Origin of the sequence: Streptomyces sp. NPDC028722 (genome assembly GCF_040637655.1) — a bacterium.
GTDB lineage: Bacteria > Actinomycetota > Actinomycetes > Streptomycetales > Streptomycetaceae > Streptomyces.
On record NZ_JBEZWU010000001.1, the window covers coordinates 381,586 to 394,747 of the forward strand.

At 72.9% G+C, this 13,162-nt stretch carries 12 protein-coding genes; 7 read left to right on the plus strand and 5 right to left on the minus strand.

What is annotated here, in order from left to right; all coding sequences use genetic code 11:
* Position 1 precedes the first annotated feature (1 nt).
* Entirely contained in the window at positions 2 to 1,588 is a 1,587-nt protein-coding gene (locus AB0F03_RS01690; RefSeq protein ID WP_361985271.1) for an MFS transporter, read from the minus strand.
* A 170-nt stretch (positions 1,589 to 1,758) separates the two neighbouring features.
* On the opposite strand from AB0F03_RS01690, the gene panB reads away from it, so the two are divergent.
* The 6 genes from panB (at position 1,759) to AB0F03_RS01720 (ending at position 7,457) form a co-directional block, all read left to right on the plus strand.
* Positions 1,759 to 2,625, plus strand: coding sequence for a 3-methyl-2-oxobutanoate hydroxymethyltransferase (gene panB / locus AB0F03_RS01695; RefSeq protein ID WP_361985274.1), 867 nt, complete (start codon positions 1,759 to 1,761; stop codon positions 2,623 to 2,625).
* Positions 2,626 to 2,848: 223 nt separating this feature from the next.
* Positions 2,849 to 4,375 carry a zinc ribbon domain-containing protein gene (locus AB0F03_RS01700; protein ID WP_361985277.1) on the plus strand — a complete coding sequence of 509 codons (1,527 nt, stop codon included), beginning with the start codon at positions 2,849 to 2,851 and terminating at the stop codon, positions 4,373 to 4,375.
* Positions 4,376 to 4,412: 37 nt separating this feature from the next.
* Complete coding sequence (locus AB0F03_RS01705) at positions 4,413 to 4,796, plus strand: hypothetical protein (RefSeq protein WP_361985280.1); 384 nt, start codon at positions 4,413 to 4,415, stop codon at positions 4,794 to 4,796.
* A gap of 14 nt (positions 4,797 to 4,810) precedes the next feature.
* On the plus strand, positions 4,811 to 5,515 hold the full coding sequence (locus tag AB0F03_RS01710; protein WP_361985283.1) for a hypothetical protein: 705 nt from the start codon (positions 4,811 to 4,813) through the stop codon (positions 5,513 to 5,515).
* 98 nt (positions 5,516 to 5,613) lie between these two features.
* Positions 5,614 to 6,639 (plus strand): ATP-binding cassette domain-containing protein, encoded by a 1,026-nt coding sequence (locus AB0F03_RS01715; RefSeq protein ID WP_361985285.1) that lies wholly within the window; start codon positions 5,614 to 5,616, stop codon positions 6,637 to 6,639.
* Entirely contained in the window at positions 6,636 to 7,457 is an 822-nt protein-coding gene (locus AB0F03_RS01720) for an ABC transporter permease (RefSeq protein WP_361985288.1), read from the plus strand. Before AB0F03_RS01715 ends, AB0F03_RS01720 begins: the two co-directional genes overlap by 4 nt.
* 13 nt (positions 7,458 to 7,470) lie before the next feature.
* Here the strand turns inward: AB0F03_RS01720 and AB0F03_RS01725 are convergent, their stop codons facing one another.
* Together AB0F03_RS01725 and AB0F03_RS01730 are read right to left on the minus strand one after the other, a co-directional pair.
* Positions 7,471 to 10,725, minus strand: a complete 3,255-nt coding sequence (locus tag AB0F03_RS01725) for a BTAD domain-containing putative transcriptional regulator (protein WP_361985291.1) — start codon at positions 10,723 to 10,725, stop codon at positions 7,471 to 7,473.
* Positions 10,726 to 10,747: 22 nt separating this feature from the next.
* Entirely contained in the window at positions 10,748 to 11,275 is a 528-nt protein-coding gene (locus AB0F03_RS01730; protein WP_361985293.1) for a DUF6578 domain-containing protein, read from the minus strand.
* A gap of 107 nt (positions 11,276 to 11,382) precedes the next feature.
* Here AB0F03_RS01730 and AB0F03_RS01735 point away from each other — a divergent pair, with 107 nt between their 5' ends.
* Complete coding sequence (locus tag AB0F03_RS01735; protein ID WP_361985296.1) at positions 11,383 to 12,183, plus strand: site-2 protease family protein; 801 nt, start codon at positions 11,383 to 11,385, stop codon at positions 12,181 to 12,183.
* Here the strand turns inward: AB0F03_RS01735 and AB0F03_RS01740 are convergent.
* On the minus strand, positions 12,173 to 12,415 hold the full coding sequence (locus AB0F03_RS01740) for a hypothetical protein (RefSeq protein WP_361985299.1): 243 nt from the start codon (positions 12,413 to 12,415) through the stop codon (positions 12,173 to 12,175). The two genes, AB0F03_RS01735 and AB0F03_RS01740, sit on opposite strands and share 11 nt — an antisense overlap.
* Positions 12,416 to 12,427: 12 nt before the next feature.
* On the minus strand, positions 12,428 to 13,132 hold the full coding sequence (gene npdG, locus AB0F03_RS01745; RefSeq protein ID WP_361985302.1) for an NADPH-dependent F420 reductase: 705 nt from the start codon (positions 13,130 to 13,132) through the stop codon (positions 12,428 to 12,430).
* Positions 13,133 to 13,162 lie beyond the last annotated feature (30 nt).

Genomic DNA, 13,162 nt, shown 5'->3' on the forward strand with positions numbered 1-13,162 from the left:
GTCAGTCCTTCGCGCCGACCAGCTCCGTCTCCTTGTCCTTGGGCTGCCCGGCCGGCGGCCTGCCCGGCAGGAACAGGGCCACGACCACGGCTCCGACCAGCGCGACACCCGTACCGCACAGGGCGGTGACGTGCATGGCGTGCAGGAAGGCGTCGTGGGCGGGGGTGACCAGGGCCTGGCCCCGCGGGCCCAGCTTCTCGGCGATGCCGAGGGTGGCCTCGATGGACTCGCCCGCGGTGTCACGCAGGGCCGGCGGCAGCGCGCCGAGCCTGCCCTCGATCCCGTCGCGGTACGAGGTGGCGAGCACCGAGCCGAGGACGGCGATGCCGAGGGCGCCGCCGACCTGGCGGAAGGTGTTGCTGAGCGCGGAGGCGGAGCCGGCCTTCTCGCGCGGCAGGGCCTGCATGATGACGACCGAGGTGGGGGTCATGATGTGCGCCATGCCGGTGCCCATCAGGAAGAACACGACCTCCAGCAGCCAGATCGGGGTGTCGGCCTCGAAGCCGGCGAACGCGGCCAGCGTCGCCGCGATCAGCAGCAGACCGGCGGTGGTGGTGGCCTTGTTGCCGAACCGGTCGACCACCAGGCGGGCGCGCGGCGCGAAGATCAGCTGGGCGACGGCCAGGGGCAGCATCAGCACGCCCGACTCCAGCGGGGAGTAGCCGCGCACGCTCTGGGTGTAGAAGACGCCGAAGAACGTGACGCCCATCAGCGCGAAGAAGACCAGCGCGATGGCGCTCATGGCGGCCGAGAAGGCCTTGTTCCTGAAGTAGCTGACGTCCAGCGACGGATGGTCGCTGCGCTTCTCGAAGACGACGAACCCGGCGAGGACGACGAGGCCGGCGATGATGGTCGCCAGGACCTTCGGGTCGGTGAAGTCGGCCAGCTCGCCGCCCTTGATGATGCCGTAGACCAGCAGGACGAGGCCGACGACGGACAGGACCACACCGATGGGGTCGAGGCGGCCGGGGCTGGGGTCGCGGGAGTCGGGCACCAGCCACACCATCAGCACGAGCGCGAGGATGACGATCGGCACGTTGACGAAGAAGACCGAGCCCCACCAGAAGTGGTCGAGGAGGGCTCCGCCGGTGATCGGGCCGATGGCGATGGCGAGGCCGACGCCGCCGGCCCAGATGCCGATGGCCTTGGGCTGCTCGTCGCGCTCGAAGACGTTCATCAGTACGGCGAGGGTGGCGGGCATGACGAAGGCGGCGCCGACGGCCATCAGCGCGCGGTAGGCGATCAGCTGGGTCGGGGAGCCGGACTCGGCGGCGAGCGCCGAGCCGATGCCGAACACGGCGATGCCGCCGAGGAGCACCTTCTTGCGGCCGATCCGGTCGCCGACGAGGCCGGAGGTGAACAGCAGGCCGGCGAAGACCAGGGTGTAGGCGTTGATCGCCCATTCGATCTGGCTCTGGGTGGCGCCGAGGCCGGTGGGCGCCGGGGTGGAGATGGTCTTGATGGCGACGTTCAGGATCGAGTTGTCGAGCACCACGATGAGCAGGCTCAGCATCAACACGCCCAGGATCGCCCAGCGGCGCCGGTGCACCGCCTCCGGTATCCGGGGGGCAGGGACGGGACTTGTCATGGGTCCGACCCTATGACCATTTCGATACGGAACCGTCTCGTATCTTATTTTCTTTGCCAAGGCCTTAATCACAGGGACCCCCTCTGGCCGTGTCTGGCACGAGGTGCCACCATGGAGGCGGTCCGGGGACGCCGTCAGGGCGCCTCGAGATGACTGAAGGAGCCGTTGCCATGACGCAGCTCTCGGCTGCCCAGAACAAGCCCTCCGACGGCAGCAAGGCGCTGTACGGGGGGAAGGGCACGCGTCGCATCACCGTCCGCGACATCGCCCTCGCCAAGGACCGGGGCGAGAAGTGGCCCATGCTCACCGCCTACGACGCGATGACCGCGTCCGTCTTCGACGAGGCCGGGATCCCGGTGATCCTCGTCGGTGACTCGGCGGGCAACTGTCACCTCGGCTACGAGACCACCGTGCCCGTCACCCTCGACGAGATGACCATGCTCTCGGCGGCCGTCGTCCGCGGCACGACCCGCTCCCTGATCGTCGGCGACCTGCCCTTCGGCTCCTACCAGGAGGGTCCGGTGCAGGCGCTGCGCTCGGCGACCCGGCTGGTGAAGGAGGCCGGGGTCGGCGCGGTCAAGCTGGAGGGCGGCGAGCGCTCGCACGAGCAGATCCGCCTCCTGGTGGAGTCCGGCATCCCGGTCATGGCCCACATCGGCCTGACCCCGCAGTCCGTCAACGCGATGGGCTACCGCGTGCAGGGCCGGGGCGAGGAGGCGGCGCAGCAGCTGCTGCGGGACGCGAAGGCCGTGCAGGACGCGGGCGCCTTCGCGGTCGTCCTGGAGCTGGTCCCGGCGGAGCTGGCGGCCGAGGTGACCCGGGTGCTGCACATCCCGACCGTGGGCATCGGGGCCGGCCCGGAGACGGACGCGCAGGTGCTGGTGTGGACCGACATGCTCGGTCTGACGTCCGGCCGGATGCCGAAGTTCGTGAAGAAGTACGCCGACCTGCGTGAGGTCATGGGCACGGCGGTCAAGGCGTTCGCGGAGGACGTCGTCGGCGGAACGTTCCCGCTGGAGGAGCACTCCGTCCACTAGCCACTGCGGCACCACCCCGGGCAGCCCGCCGATCGTCCCCCGTCGGCGGGCTGCCCCTTTTCCGGCCGGCACCGTGCACCTCTGACCTCAACTTCCCCGTGCGTAAGGGGAATTGTCGAACTCCACGTAACGGAGTGGCCTCGAAAACGCTCCTGGGGCCTCCCGGTCCCCCGTGAGTGGTGCACTTGACGATGTGGGCCGTCTCACATCCGGGGGAGCGACGATGATCCAGACGCAGGCCACCTGTCCCGACTGCTCCGCCGCCACCGTGCCGGAGGCGGCCTTCTGCGGCGGCTGCGGGGCCACGCTGGCCGTCGCCGGACCGGCGCGCCCGGCACGCGGCCTCGCCGTTCCCCGCTGGACCGGCGGCCGGGACCTGACCCGGTACATGTGCGCGGCCGTCTTCCTGGACCGGCAGTACGCCGACTCACTGATCCGGGACATCGCCGCCGAACCCCATCTGGGCGTGGCACCGGCTCCCGGGTGCGACGTACCCGTGGTCCTGCGGTACGCCTACGAGGCCAACGCGCGGCGGCACGCCAGGGACCTGCTGCTGGCGGCCGAGTTCCTGATCCTGGCCATCGGGCTGCTGGTGCTGCACAGCGGCACGGCCGTCCTGCTGATGCTCCTGTTCGCCTGGCTGACGACGCTGGTCTTCGCGCTCTCCACCCAGTACGGCGAGCGCCTCCAGCGGCTGCGGCCGGACCGGTTCGACCCGGCGCAGGCGCCCCCGCCGCCCAACGAGTCCGCGGCCCGGCGGCTGCGCCAGATCGACGAGTACGCACACGGCAACCTCACCGTCTACAGCGACTACTCCCCGTTCACCGGCTACGGCCAGGAACTCGACTCCTGGTCGCTGATCTTCGACGTGACCACCTCGGGACGCGAAGGCGTGCGGCCGCGGGAGTTCGACGTCGCGGACCTGTACGCCCACATCGCCCGGCGGGTCGGCGAGCTGTCGCTGCCCTGCCTGGAACTGGAGGAGCGGGTCTTCGTGGAGGGGTCGGCGCTGCTGGGTGACACCCGCTTCCTGCCGGACCCGCTCGGCCGCCCCGCCGCCCAGATCGGCCCCGACCGGCTGGACGCCCTGAAGCGGGCCCCGGAGGAGACCGCGCGCGTCTACCTCGTCACGCACTCCTCGGGCTGGGGCGGGGAGCTGATCACCTCGATGTTCCTGCGGCTCGTGCGCTCGGACTCCAACCTGTTCGTGGAGGCCCTGCCCACCGTGCTGTGCCCGCTGCTGGACCGCTACCGGACCATCGACAGCCTCATGCCGTACCCCTCGCCACGCCAGTTCCTGACCATGGTGTTCCAGACCCTGGCCAGCACACCGTTCGTGCTGCTCGCCTCGCCGCCGCGCGCGGTCATGGGCTTCTTCCCGGACTTCCGGCTGCGCAGCCGGCTGAAGAAGCAGCACCGGCAGATCACCCGGCTGAGGATGTTCGACTACGGGGCGCGCGACAGCGTGCGGCAGCTCGCCTCCGCCACGGACCACCGGCGGTACTTCCAGAAGGTCGACTCCGGCATGGTCCTCAAGACCGTCGAACGGCGCATCCTGGACGCCCTGGTGGAGTTCGCCCTGGCACACGACATCGACGCCGGTGACCTGATCAAGCGTCAGGAGACCATCATCAACAACGGCATCATCGCCACCGCGGGGGCGAAGGTCGAGTCCAGCTCGGTCGCCTCGGGCGACAGGTCCCGCATCTCGACCATCCTCAGCAAGATCCCGCGGCCCAACACGGACTGACGGCGACGGCACACCGAACGGACGAACGGGGACCGGCATGGACGGACGCAGCAACGACGGCGTCATCGCGACGGGGAACGCACAGGTCAGGAACGCGGTGGTCGCGAGCGGCAGCAACGCGCGCGTCGACTTCCGGGTCACGGAACGGGCAGCGGCCGAGGCCGCCGACGGCCCGGTGGCGACCCCGCAGGAGATCAGCGAGCTGCTGGCCCGGTTCATCGAGGAACTGCGCGGCTCGGACCACCCGGAACGGGAGGACCTGGCGGAGTTCGCCCAGGACGCGCGCGAGGAGCTGGCCGCGCCGGAACCCCGTACGGGAAAGCTCCGCCGGGTCGCGAGGGCGCTGGTGGAGGCCGTGCCCGGCGTCACCGCGCTGGCCTCCCTCGCGGTGACGATCGAAGAGGCCGTCCGGGGCCTGTAAAGGAGGACGGGGCCATGCACTTCTGCGTTCACTGCGGCGCGCGCGCCGAGGACACCGCGCGGCCGGACTGTCCCCGCTGCGGGGCGCCGTACGCCGCCGGGGAACCGGCCGAGGCCGCCGGCCGGGGCACGTATCTGCGGGTGGGCGCCACGCGGCTGCCGGGCTGGCTGCCCTGGGCCCTGGTGGCCGTCCTGGCGGCCGGCGGCGTGACGCTCGCGGTGACCGTCGCCGACCGCCCCGGCACCCCCTCGGCGGGCGGCTTCCCCACCGCTCCCCTGTCCCCCGGGTCCACGTACGACGGCTCGGACGTCACCTGGTCCCCCTACGACGACGGGAACGGCGCGGCGGAGACCTACCCCGCCGACAGCTCCCCGTCCTACGACAGCGCCGCCTCGGACACCGGGACGCCCGAGTCCACGGCCGGTGTCCAGGACGCGCGCACGGTCGTGCTGACGTACTACGACTACATCAACGCCGGGAACTACTCGGCGGCCTGGGACATGGGCGGTTCCCACCTCGCCCCGGGCACCTACTCGGACTGGGTGACGGGTTTCGCCTCCACGGCGCACGTCGACGTCACCGCCTCCGACGACGGCTACGGCGAGGTGAGCGTCGACCTCCGAGCGAGCCAGCACGACGGCAGCGTGCGCGAGTTCCGGGGCACCTACACCGTGGCGGGCGGGGAGATCGTCAGCGGCCGCATCCAGCAGGTGCCGTAGCGGCCGGCGGAGCGCCTACGGGCCGCCGACAGACGGCGGGCGGGAGCTGTAGGCGCTCTGTCGGCCGTTTGTCGGTGGGCCCTGGCACTGTCATCCCCATGACACGCATCGACGACGACCCCGCAGGCGTGACCCACGCCGTGACCGTACGGGGACTGGTCAAGCACTACGGCGAGACCAAAGCGCTGGACGGTGTCGACCTGGACGTGCGCGAGGGCACCGTGATGGGTGTGCTCGGGCCGAACGGCGCCGGCAAGACCACCCTCGTACGCATCCTGTCCACCCTGATCACCCCCGACGCCGGACGGGCCACCGTGGCCGGTTACGACGTCGTCCGCCAGCCCCGGCAGCTGCGCCGGGTCATCGGCCTCACCGGCCAGTACGCCTCGGTGGACGAGAAGCTCCCCGGCTGGGAGAACCTCTACCTGATCGGCCGGCTGCTGGACCTGTCCCGCAAGGACGCCCGCACCCGCGCCGACGAACTGCTGGAGCGGTTCTCGCTGACCGAGGCGGCCCGGCGCCCGGCGAGCACCTACTCCGGCGGCATGCGGCGCCGGCTGGACCTCGCCGCCTCGATGATCGGCCGCCCGGCCGTGCTGTACCTGGACGAGCCGACGACCGGCCTGGACCCCCGCACCCGCAACGAGGTGTGGGACGAGGTCAAGGCGATGGTCGGCGAGGGCGTCACCGTGCTGCTCACCACCCAGTACATGGAGGAGGCCGAGCAGCTCGCCTCCGAGCTGACCGTCGTGGACCGCGGCCGGGTCATCGCCAAGGGCGGGATCGAGGAGCTGAAGGCCCGGGTCGGCGGACGCACCCTGCGGGTCCGCCCGCTGGACCCGCTCCAGCTGCGGCCCCTCGCCGTCATGCTGGACGAGCTGGGCATCACCGGGCTCGCGACCACCACCGTGGACAGCGAGACCGGCACCCTGCTGGTGCCGATCCTGAGCGACGAGCAGCTGACCGCGGTGGTCGGCGCCGTCACCGCGCGCGGCATCACGATCTCCGCCATCACCACCGAACTGCCGAGCCTGGACGAGGTGTTCCTGTCCCTCACCGGCCACCGTGCCAGTGCCCCGAAGGACGCCGTACCCGCCGACGACCGTCAGGAGGTCGCCGTATGAGCGCCGCCACTCTCGCGCCGGCCGCGCACCCGGCCGACACGCCCATCTCGCTCCGCGCCCATCTGCGCCACACCGGCGCGCTGATCCGCCGCAACCTGCTGTGGATCCGGCAGGACCCGGAGTCGATGTTCGACGCCATCCTGTTCCCGGTCGTCTTCACGCTGCTGTTCGTGTACGTCTTCGGCGGTTCCATCGGGCAGTCGCTGGGCGGCGGCCAGGACCGGTACGTCCAGTACGTGGTGCCCGGCCTCATGGCCATGATGGGCATGAACATGGCCCAGGGCGTGGGCACCGGCTTCAACCAGGACTTCAACTCCGGTGTCATGGACCGCTTCCGCTCGCTGCCCATCGGGCGCGGCTCCGTGCTCTTCGCGAAGATCGCGGTGGAGCTGATGCGGATGCTGTTCGCGACGGCGGTCCTGATGGTGGTCGCCGTCCTGGTCGGCTACGACATCAACCACTGGAGCGGCCTGCTCGCCGCCGTGGGGCTGTCCGCGCTGTTCGGGTCGGCCCTGATGTGGGTGTTCCTCACGCTCGGCGTGATGATGAAGAGCGCGCAGTCCGTGCAGGCCATGGGCTTCCTCGTGCTGATGCCCTTGCAGTTCGGCTCGTCGATCTTCGCGCCGACCGCCTCCATGCCGGGCTGGCTCCAGTCGTTCACCGACTACAACCCGCTCTCCGCGCTGGCCGACACCGCCCGCGGCCTGATGGAGGGCGGCCCGGTCGCCCACCATCTGTGGGTGACGCTGATCTGGTCGGTGGGTCTCACCGCGGTCATGGCACCGGTCGCCATCCACAAGTTCCGTACGAAGAGCTGACGTTCACCGGCGCTCACACCAGGGCGGTGGCCTCCACGAGGGAGAGGCCACCGCCCTCGGCGTACGCGGCCGCGTACCCGGGGCCGAGCGCCTCGCGGACGCGGGCCTCGGTCATGTCGTAGGCCCGCTGCTCCGCGCGGGAGGCGACATGGCCGGGCGGCAGCAGTGCCCGGGCGGCGCCCAGACAGCGGGCGGCATCCGCGGTGCGGCTGCCGCCGGCGCCGTCGCCGGCGCCCGTGAGGGCCATCGCGGCGAAGGTCAGGCACAGGGAATGCAGGTGCGGGGCGATGGCCTGGGAGAGCGGGTCGGCGGCGAGCCGCAACGCCCTGCGGACCCGGGGGAGGGCCTCCTCGGTGCGCCCTTCCAGGGCGTCCAGCCAGGCCTGCTGGCCGACGATCATGGCGTCGAACACGACGAAGTGCGCGACCGGCAGCTCCTCGCGCAGCAGCCGCAGCTGTTCGCGCGCCTCGGCGGTGCGGTCGGTCAGACCGAGCCAGGCGGCGAGGAGCAGCCGGGCGGCGGGCATCGCCTCGTGCAGGGTGCCGGCATCGCTGTCGATGACCTCGCGGAGCAGCCGCTCGCCGCGCTCGGCGTCGCCCGACTCCAGGAGCACGCCCCCGAGCCGGGCGCGGAGCACGGCCATCTGGGCTGGGGCGCCGAGGCGTTCGGCCTGCCTGATGGCCGCCCGGTAGTCGGCGGCGGCCTCCTGGCAGGCGCCCTTGCGTTCGTGGGCCTCGCCGCGGGCGGACAGGGCCTCCGTGGTGCCCCAGGCGTCACCGAGGCGGCGGTAGATCTCCAGGGACTCGTCGGCGTCGCGGGTGGCGTCGCCGGCCCAGGCGGTCCGGTTGGCGAGGAGACCCGCGCGCATCTGCAGCGCGCCGGCCAGCTCCCACTCGTAACCCGGGGTGTCCCGGCAGGTCCGCACGCAGGCGTCGACGATCGTGAGCAGGCGCTCCGCGTGGCCGGTCAGCAGCTCGGCGAAGAACCACAGCATGCCGGGGGCCCGGCAGGTCTGCGGCAGGCCGGGCTCATAGGCCCGGGTGACCGCGCGCAGCTTCGCCTGCGCCGCGGGCGTCTGCCAGGTGTCGATCTCGGTGTCCATGCAGGCCAGGTGGGCCAGATGGACACCGCGCCGGGCCTCGGCGAGGTCCTCGCCGGCGTAGGGGGGCGGGGTCTCGGTGCAGCGCCGCCACACCGGCCGGGCGCGGCGCACCGGCTCGGCGAACGGGTCGGGGCCGAGCGCCATGACCTCCTGGCACCAGGTGCGGGTCTCGATGCGCTGGTCGCGCATCTGCCAGAACCACACCAGGGACAGCACCAGGCACAGCCCTTCCTGTTCGTCGCCGAGGGCGACCGCGAACCGGAAGGCGGTGCGCAGGTTCTCGTACTCCAGCTCCAACCGGTCGATGGCGGCCCGCTGTTCGGGTCCGCGCAGCAACGGGTCGGTGGTGCGGGCGAGTTCGCGGTAGTACGTCAGGTGGGCGCGGCCGGCGCCGGCACGGCGGCCCGTCTCGGCGAGCCGTTCCGCGGCGTACTCGGCGACGGTCTCCAGCAGCCGGTAGCGCATGCCGCCGCCGGATGACGGGGCGGCCACCACGAGGGACTTGTCGACCAGGGAACCGAGGGCGTCCAGGGCTACGGGCCCGCACACGGCCTCGGCGGCGGCCAGGTCGCAGCCGCCCGCGAAGACCGACAGCCGGGCCAGCACGTCCCGTTCGTCCGCGTCCAGCAGCTCCCAGGACCAGTCCACGACGGCGCGCAGGGTCTGCTGGCGGGGCAGCACGGTGCGGCTGCCGGAGGTGAGCAGCCGGAAGCGGTCGTCCAGCCGGTCGGCTATCTGACGGGGGGTCAGCATGCGCAGCCGGGCCGCGGCCAGCTCGATGGCGAGGGGGAGCCCGTCCAGCCGGCGGCAGATCTCCGCGCACGCCTCGGGGTCGTCCCCGACCCGGAATCCGGGGCGGGCCGCCGCGCCGCGCTCGGCGAGCAGCCGCAGCGCGACCGGCTCGGGCAGCGGCTCCACCGGCCGGACCAGCTCCCCGGGCACGCCCAGGGGTTCGCGGCTGGTGGCGAGGACGGTCAGCTCCGGGCAGCGCGCCAGCAGCCGTTCGGCCAGCCGGGCGGCGGCGTCGACGACATGCTCGCAGTTGTCCAGGACGATCAGCATCCGGCGCCGGGCGCAGTGCTCCACGAGCCGTTCGAGGGGGTCGCCGTGCCGGTCGGCGACCGCGCGCATGGTCTCCACGCCGGCGCCGTGCAGCACGGTCTCGCGGGCGCCGATCGCGGTGAGCACGGCCTGCGGCACGGCGTCCGGGTCGTCCACGGGGGCCAGTTCGGCGAGCCAGACCCCGTCCCGGACGGTGTGCCGTACCGCCGCCGCGGCCTCCTGGGACAGCCGGGTCTTGCCGGCGCCGCCGGGCCCGAGCAGGGTGACCAGGCGGTGTCTGCCGAGGTCGGCGCCGAGGGCCGCGAGGTCGGTTTCCCGGCCGACGAAGGAGGTGAGCCGGGCGGGCAGGTTGCCCGGGCCCGCCGCGGGCCGCGCGTCCACCGGCTCCTCCGCCAGCAACTCGGCGTGCAGAGCGCGTAGTTCGGGGCCGGGGTCGGAGCCGAGCCGGTCCGCGAGGAGCCGTCGTACGTCCTCGTAGGCGGCGAGTGCCCGGGCCGGGCGGCCGGTGTCGCGCAGGGCGCGCAGCCGCAGCGCCTGGAGCGGCTCGTCCAGCGGGTGACCGTCGCACAGGGCGGTCAGCTCGGGCAGCGACTGCTCGGCTTGGCCGAGGGCGAGGGCGGCGGTGTGCCGGGCGCGCAGGGCGTCGAGGCGGCGGGCGTCCCAGCGGGCCGCCTGCGCGGTGCGGTCGGGCAGGTCGGCGAGGGCGGGGCCGCGCCACAGGGCGAGGGCGTCGTCGAGGACGGCGGCGGCCTTGGCCGGGTCGCCGTCGGCGAGCGCCCGCAGCCCGTCGCCGGTCAGCCGGTCGAAGCGGGCGAGGTCGATGTCGTCGGGCGCGGCGGTGAGCCGGTAGCCGCCGTCCGCGGAGGCCACGGCGCCGGCGCCGAGGGCCCGCCGCAGCCGGCCGACGAGCGCCTGGAGCGCCCCGGCGGCGTCGGCGGGCGGATCGTCCCCCCAGACCTCGTCCACCAGCACTGCCACGGGCACGGGCCGGCCGGCCCGGAGCGCGAGCACGCTCAGCAGGGCACGCAGCCGCGCCCCGCCGACCGGGACGGCCGTACCGTCGGGGCGGAGGGCCTGGGTGGTGCCGAGCAGCGAATAGCGCACGGGTCCATTGTCCCTGCGGCGATCAGCGGCGGTCACCGGGTTCGTCCGGCGTGGCGCCGGGCACCTCGGCGACGGCGTACCTGACCCCCGTGACGTCCAGCGTGACGAGGGCGCCCTCGGTGCGCCGCACCCGCCGGGGGCCGGGCCCCCGGCCGGGTTCCTCGCTCCCGAACCACCTCGGGCAGGCGTCGACGGGTTCCCTGGTCCACGCGCCGGGCACCTGCTCCATGCGGTAGGGGGACGGCAGCAGGACCACTCCCCCGGCTTCCGTGTCCGGGTGCCGCGCACGGTCGAGCAGCTCGCGCGGGCGCGGATCGGTGTGGACCAGGTACTCCTGGTGCACCAGCTCGACGGCGTGGACGCGGCCGAGCGTCTCCTGCTCGGGGGCGGCGTGGTTCTCGACCTCGGCCTCGGCGCCGTACCCGGCGTTCTCCCGCCGCTCCTCCTCGGCGTAGGGGACCAGCATCCAGGCCACCTCGTCGCCGACCGCGAACGGCGTGCCGCAGCACTCCATCTGCCAGTTCCCGTAGAACACCCGCATGCGCGCCATCGCCCCACCTTCCAGGAACCGGACGGCCACCGCCAGACGTTTTCCCCACGGGCCCGCGGCCGGTACGGTCGCCTGACCGACCGTCCCCGCACTCCAGGAGCGCCCCCATGACCACCGCCACCACCCGCCACGGCGACCGCAGGGTCAGTCCCGTGTTCGTCGGGATCCTGGCCGTGACGGCGGTGACCGGCTGGGCCACCTGGACCGGGTTCGCCGCGCAGCCGGGCATAGCGGTGTTCCTGTTCGTGACCGCGGCCTGGATCGTCTCCCTGTGCCTGCACGAGTACGCGCACGCCCGCACCGCCCTGCACAGCGGGGACATCTCGGTCGGCGCGAAGGGCTATCTGACGCTCAACCCGCTGAAGTACACGCACGCGCTGCTGAGCATCGTGCTGCCCGTGGTGTTCGTGATCATGGGCGGGATCGGTCTGCCGGGCGGCGCGGTCTTCATCGAGCGGGACCGGATCCGGGGCCGCTGGCGGCACAGCCTGATCTCGGCGGCCGGCCCGCTGACGAACGTGCTGTTCGCGGCCGTGTGCACGGCCCCGTTCTGGCTGCACGCCCTGGACGGCGTGCCCGGGACGTTCCGCGACGCGCTGGCGTTCCTGGCGCTGCTCCAGGTGACGGCGGCGATCCTGAACTTCCTGCCGGTGCCCGGCCTGGACGGCTACGGCGTGATCGAGCCGTGGCTGTCCTACGGCGTCAAGCGGCAGGTGGAGCCGTTCGCGCCGTTCGGGCTGCTGTTCGTGTTCGCGGTGCTGTGGCTGCCGTCGGTCAACGGCGTGTTCTTCGACGGGGTCGACGCGATCCTGCGCGGTCTGGGCGTGGACGGCTTCTCCCGGTACTGCGGCGAGGTGGTCTACCGCTTCTGGGAGGACAGCCCGGAGATCTGCACGCTCAGCTCGTGACGGACGGGCCGTCGCCCCCGGCGGGCCGGCCGCGCTTCACGTAGTACCAGGTCATGTTGGACGTGACACCCGCCAGCAGCACCCAGACGACGCCCAGCCAGCTGCCCTGGACGAACGAGACGACCGCGGCGGCCACGGCGAGGACGCAGAGGACGAGAGGGTAGAGGGCGATGCGGGGCATGGGGGTCGGCTCCTGTCGGGGGACACTGCTTCGACGACCAGTGTCCCCCATGCCCGTCCGGTCTCACACGTCGGTGACGCGGAGCCCGGCGTGCGCCTTGTACCGGCGGTTGACGGAGATCAGGTTCGCGACCAGCGACTCGACCTGGTGGGCGTTGCGCAGCCGGCCGGCGAAGACGCCGCGCATGCCGGGGATGCGCCCGGCCAGCGCCTGCACGATCTCCACGTCGGCGCGCTCCTCGCCGAGCACCATCACGTCGGTGTCGATCCGCTCGACCCCGGGGTCGAGGAGCAGGACGGCCGACAGGTGGTGGAAGGCGGCGGCGACCCGGGAGTCCGGCAGCAGGGCGGCGGCCTGCTCGGCGGCGCTGCCCTCCTCGGGCCGGAGGGCGTAGGCGCCCTTCTTGTCGAAGCCGAGCGGGTTGACGCAGTCCACGACGAGCTTGCCGGCCAGTTCCTCGCGCAGGCCCTTGAGCGTGTCGCCGTGGCCGTCCCACGGTACGGCCACGATCACGATGTCGCTGCGGCGCGCGGTCTCGGCGTTGTCCGCGCCCTCGACGCCGTCGCCGAGTTCCGCGGCGGCGGCCTCGGCGCGCTCGGCGGACCGGGACCCGATGATCACCTTCTGGCCGGCCCGGGCGAGCCGGTGGGCGAGGCCCTTGCCCTGCGGTCCGGTGCCGCCGAGCACGCCGACGACGTACCCGGAGACGTCGGGCAGGTCCCAGGGGTCCTTGGCGGGGGCCTTCTGTGCGCTGTCGGTAGAGGTCATGGCCCGACTCTACGTCCGCCTCCGGGCCCG

Coding starts and splice junctions, on each gene's coding strand:
- AB0F03_RS01715 (WP_361985285.1), top strand. CDS start 5,614: ATGACACGCATCGACGACGACCCCGCAGGCGTGACCCACGCCGTGACC.
- AB0F03_RS01735 (WP_361985296.1), top strand. CDS start 11,383: ATGACCACCGCCACCACCCGCCACGGCGACCGCAGGGTCAGTCCCGTG.
- AB0F03_RS01740 (WP_361985299.1), bottom strand. CDS start 12,415: ATGGGGGACACTGGTCGTCGAAGCAGTGTCCCCCGACAGGAGCCGACC.
- npdG (WP_361985302.1), bottom strand. CDS start 13,132: ATGACCTCTACCGACAGCGCACAGAAGGCCCCCGCCAAGGACCCCTGG.
- panB (WP_361985274.1), top strand. CDS start 1,759: ATGACGCAGCTCTCGGCTGCCCAGAACAAGCCCTCCGACGGCAGCAAG.
- AB0F03_RS01690 (WP_361985271.1), bottom strand. CDS start 1,588: ATGACAAGTCCCGTCCCTGCCCCCCGGATACCGGAGGCGGTGCACCGG.
- AB0F03_RS01730 (WP_361985293.1), bottom strand. CDS start 11,275: ATGGCGCGCATGCGGGTGTTCTACGGGAACTGGCAGATGGAGTGCTGC.
- AB0F03_RS01710 (WP_361985283.1), top strand. CDS start 4,811: ATGCACTTCTGCGTTCACTGCGGCGCGCGCGCCGAGGACACCGCGCGG.
- AB0F03_RS01720 (WP_361985288.1), top strand. CDS start 6,636: ATGAGCGCCGCCACTCTCGCGCCGGCCGCGCACCCGGCCGACACGCCC.
- AB0F03_RS01705 (WP_361985280.1), top strand. CDS start 4,413: ATGGACGGACGCAGCAACGACGGCGTCATCGCGACGGGGAACGCACAG.
- AB0F03_RS01700 (WP_361985277.1), top strand. CDS start 2,849: ATGATCCAGACGCAGGCCACCTGTCCCGACTGCTCCGCCGCCACCGTG.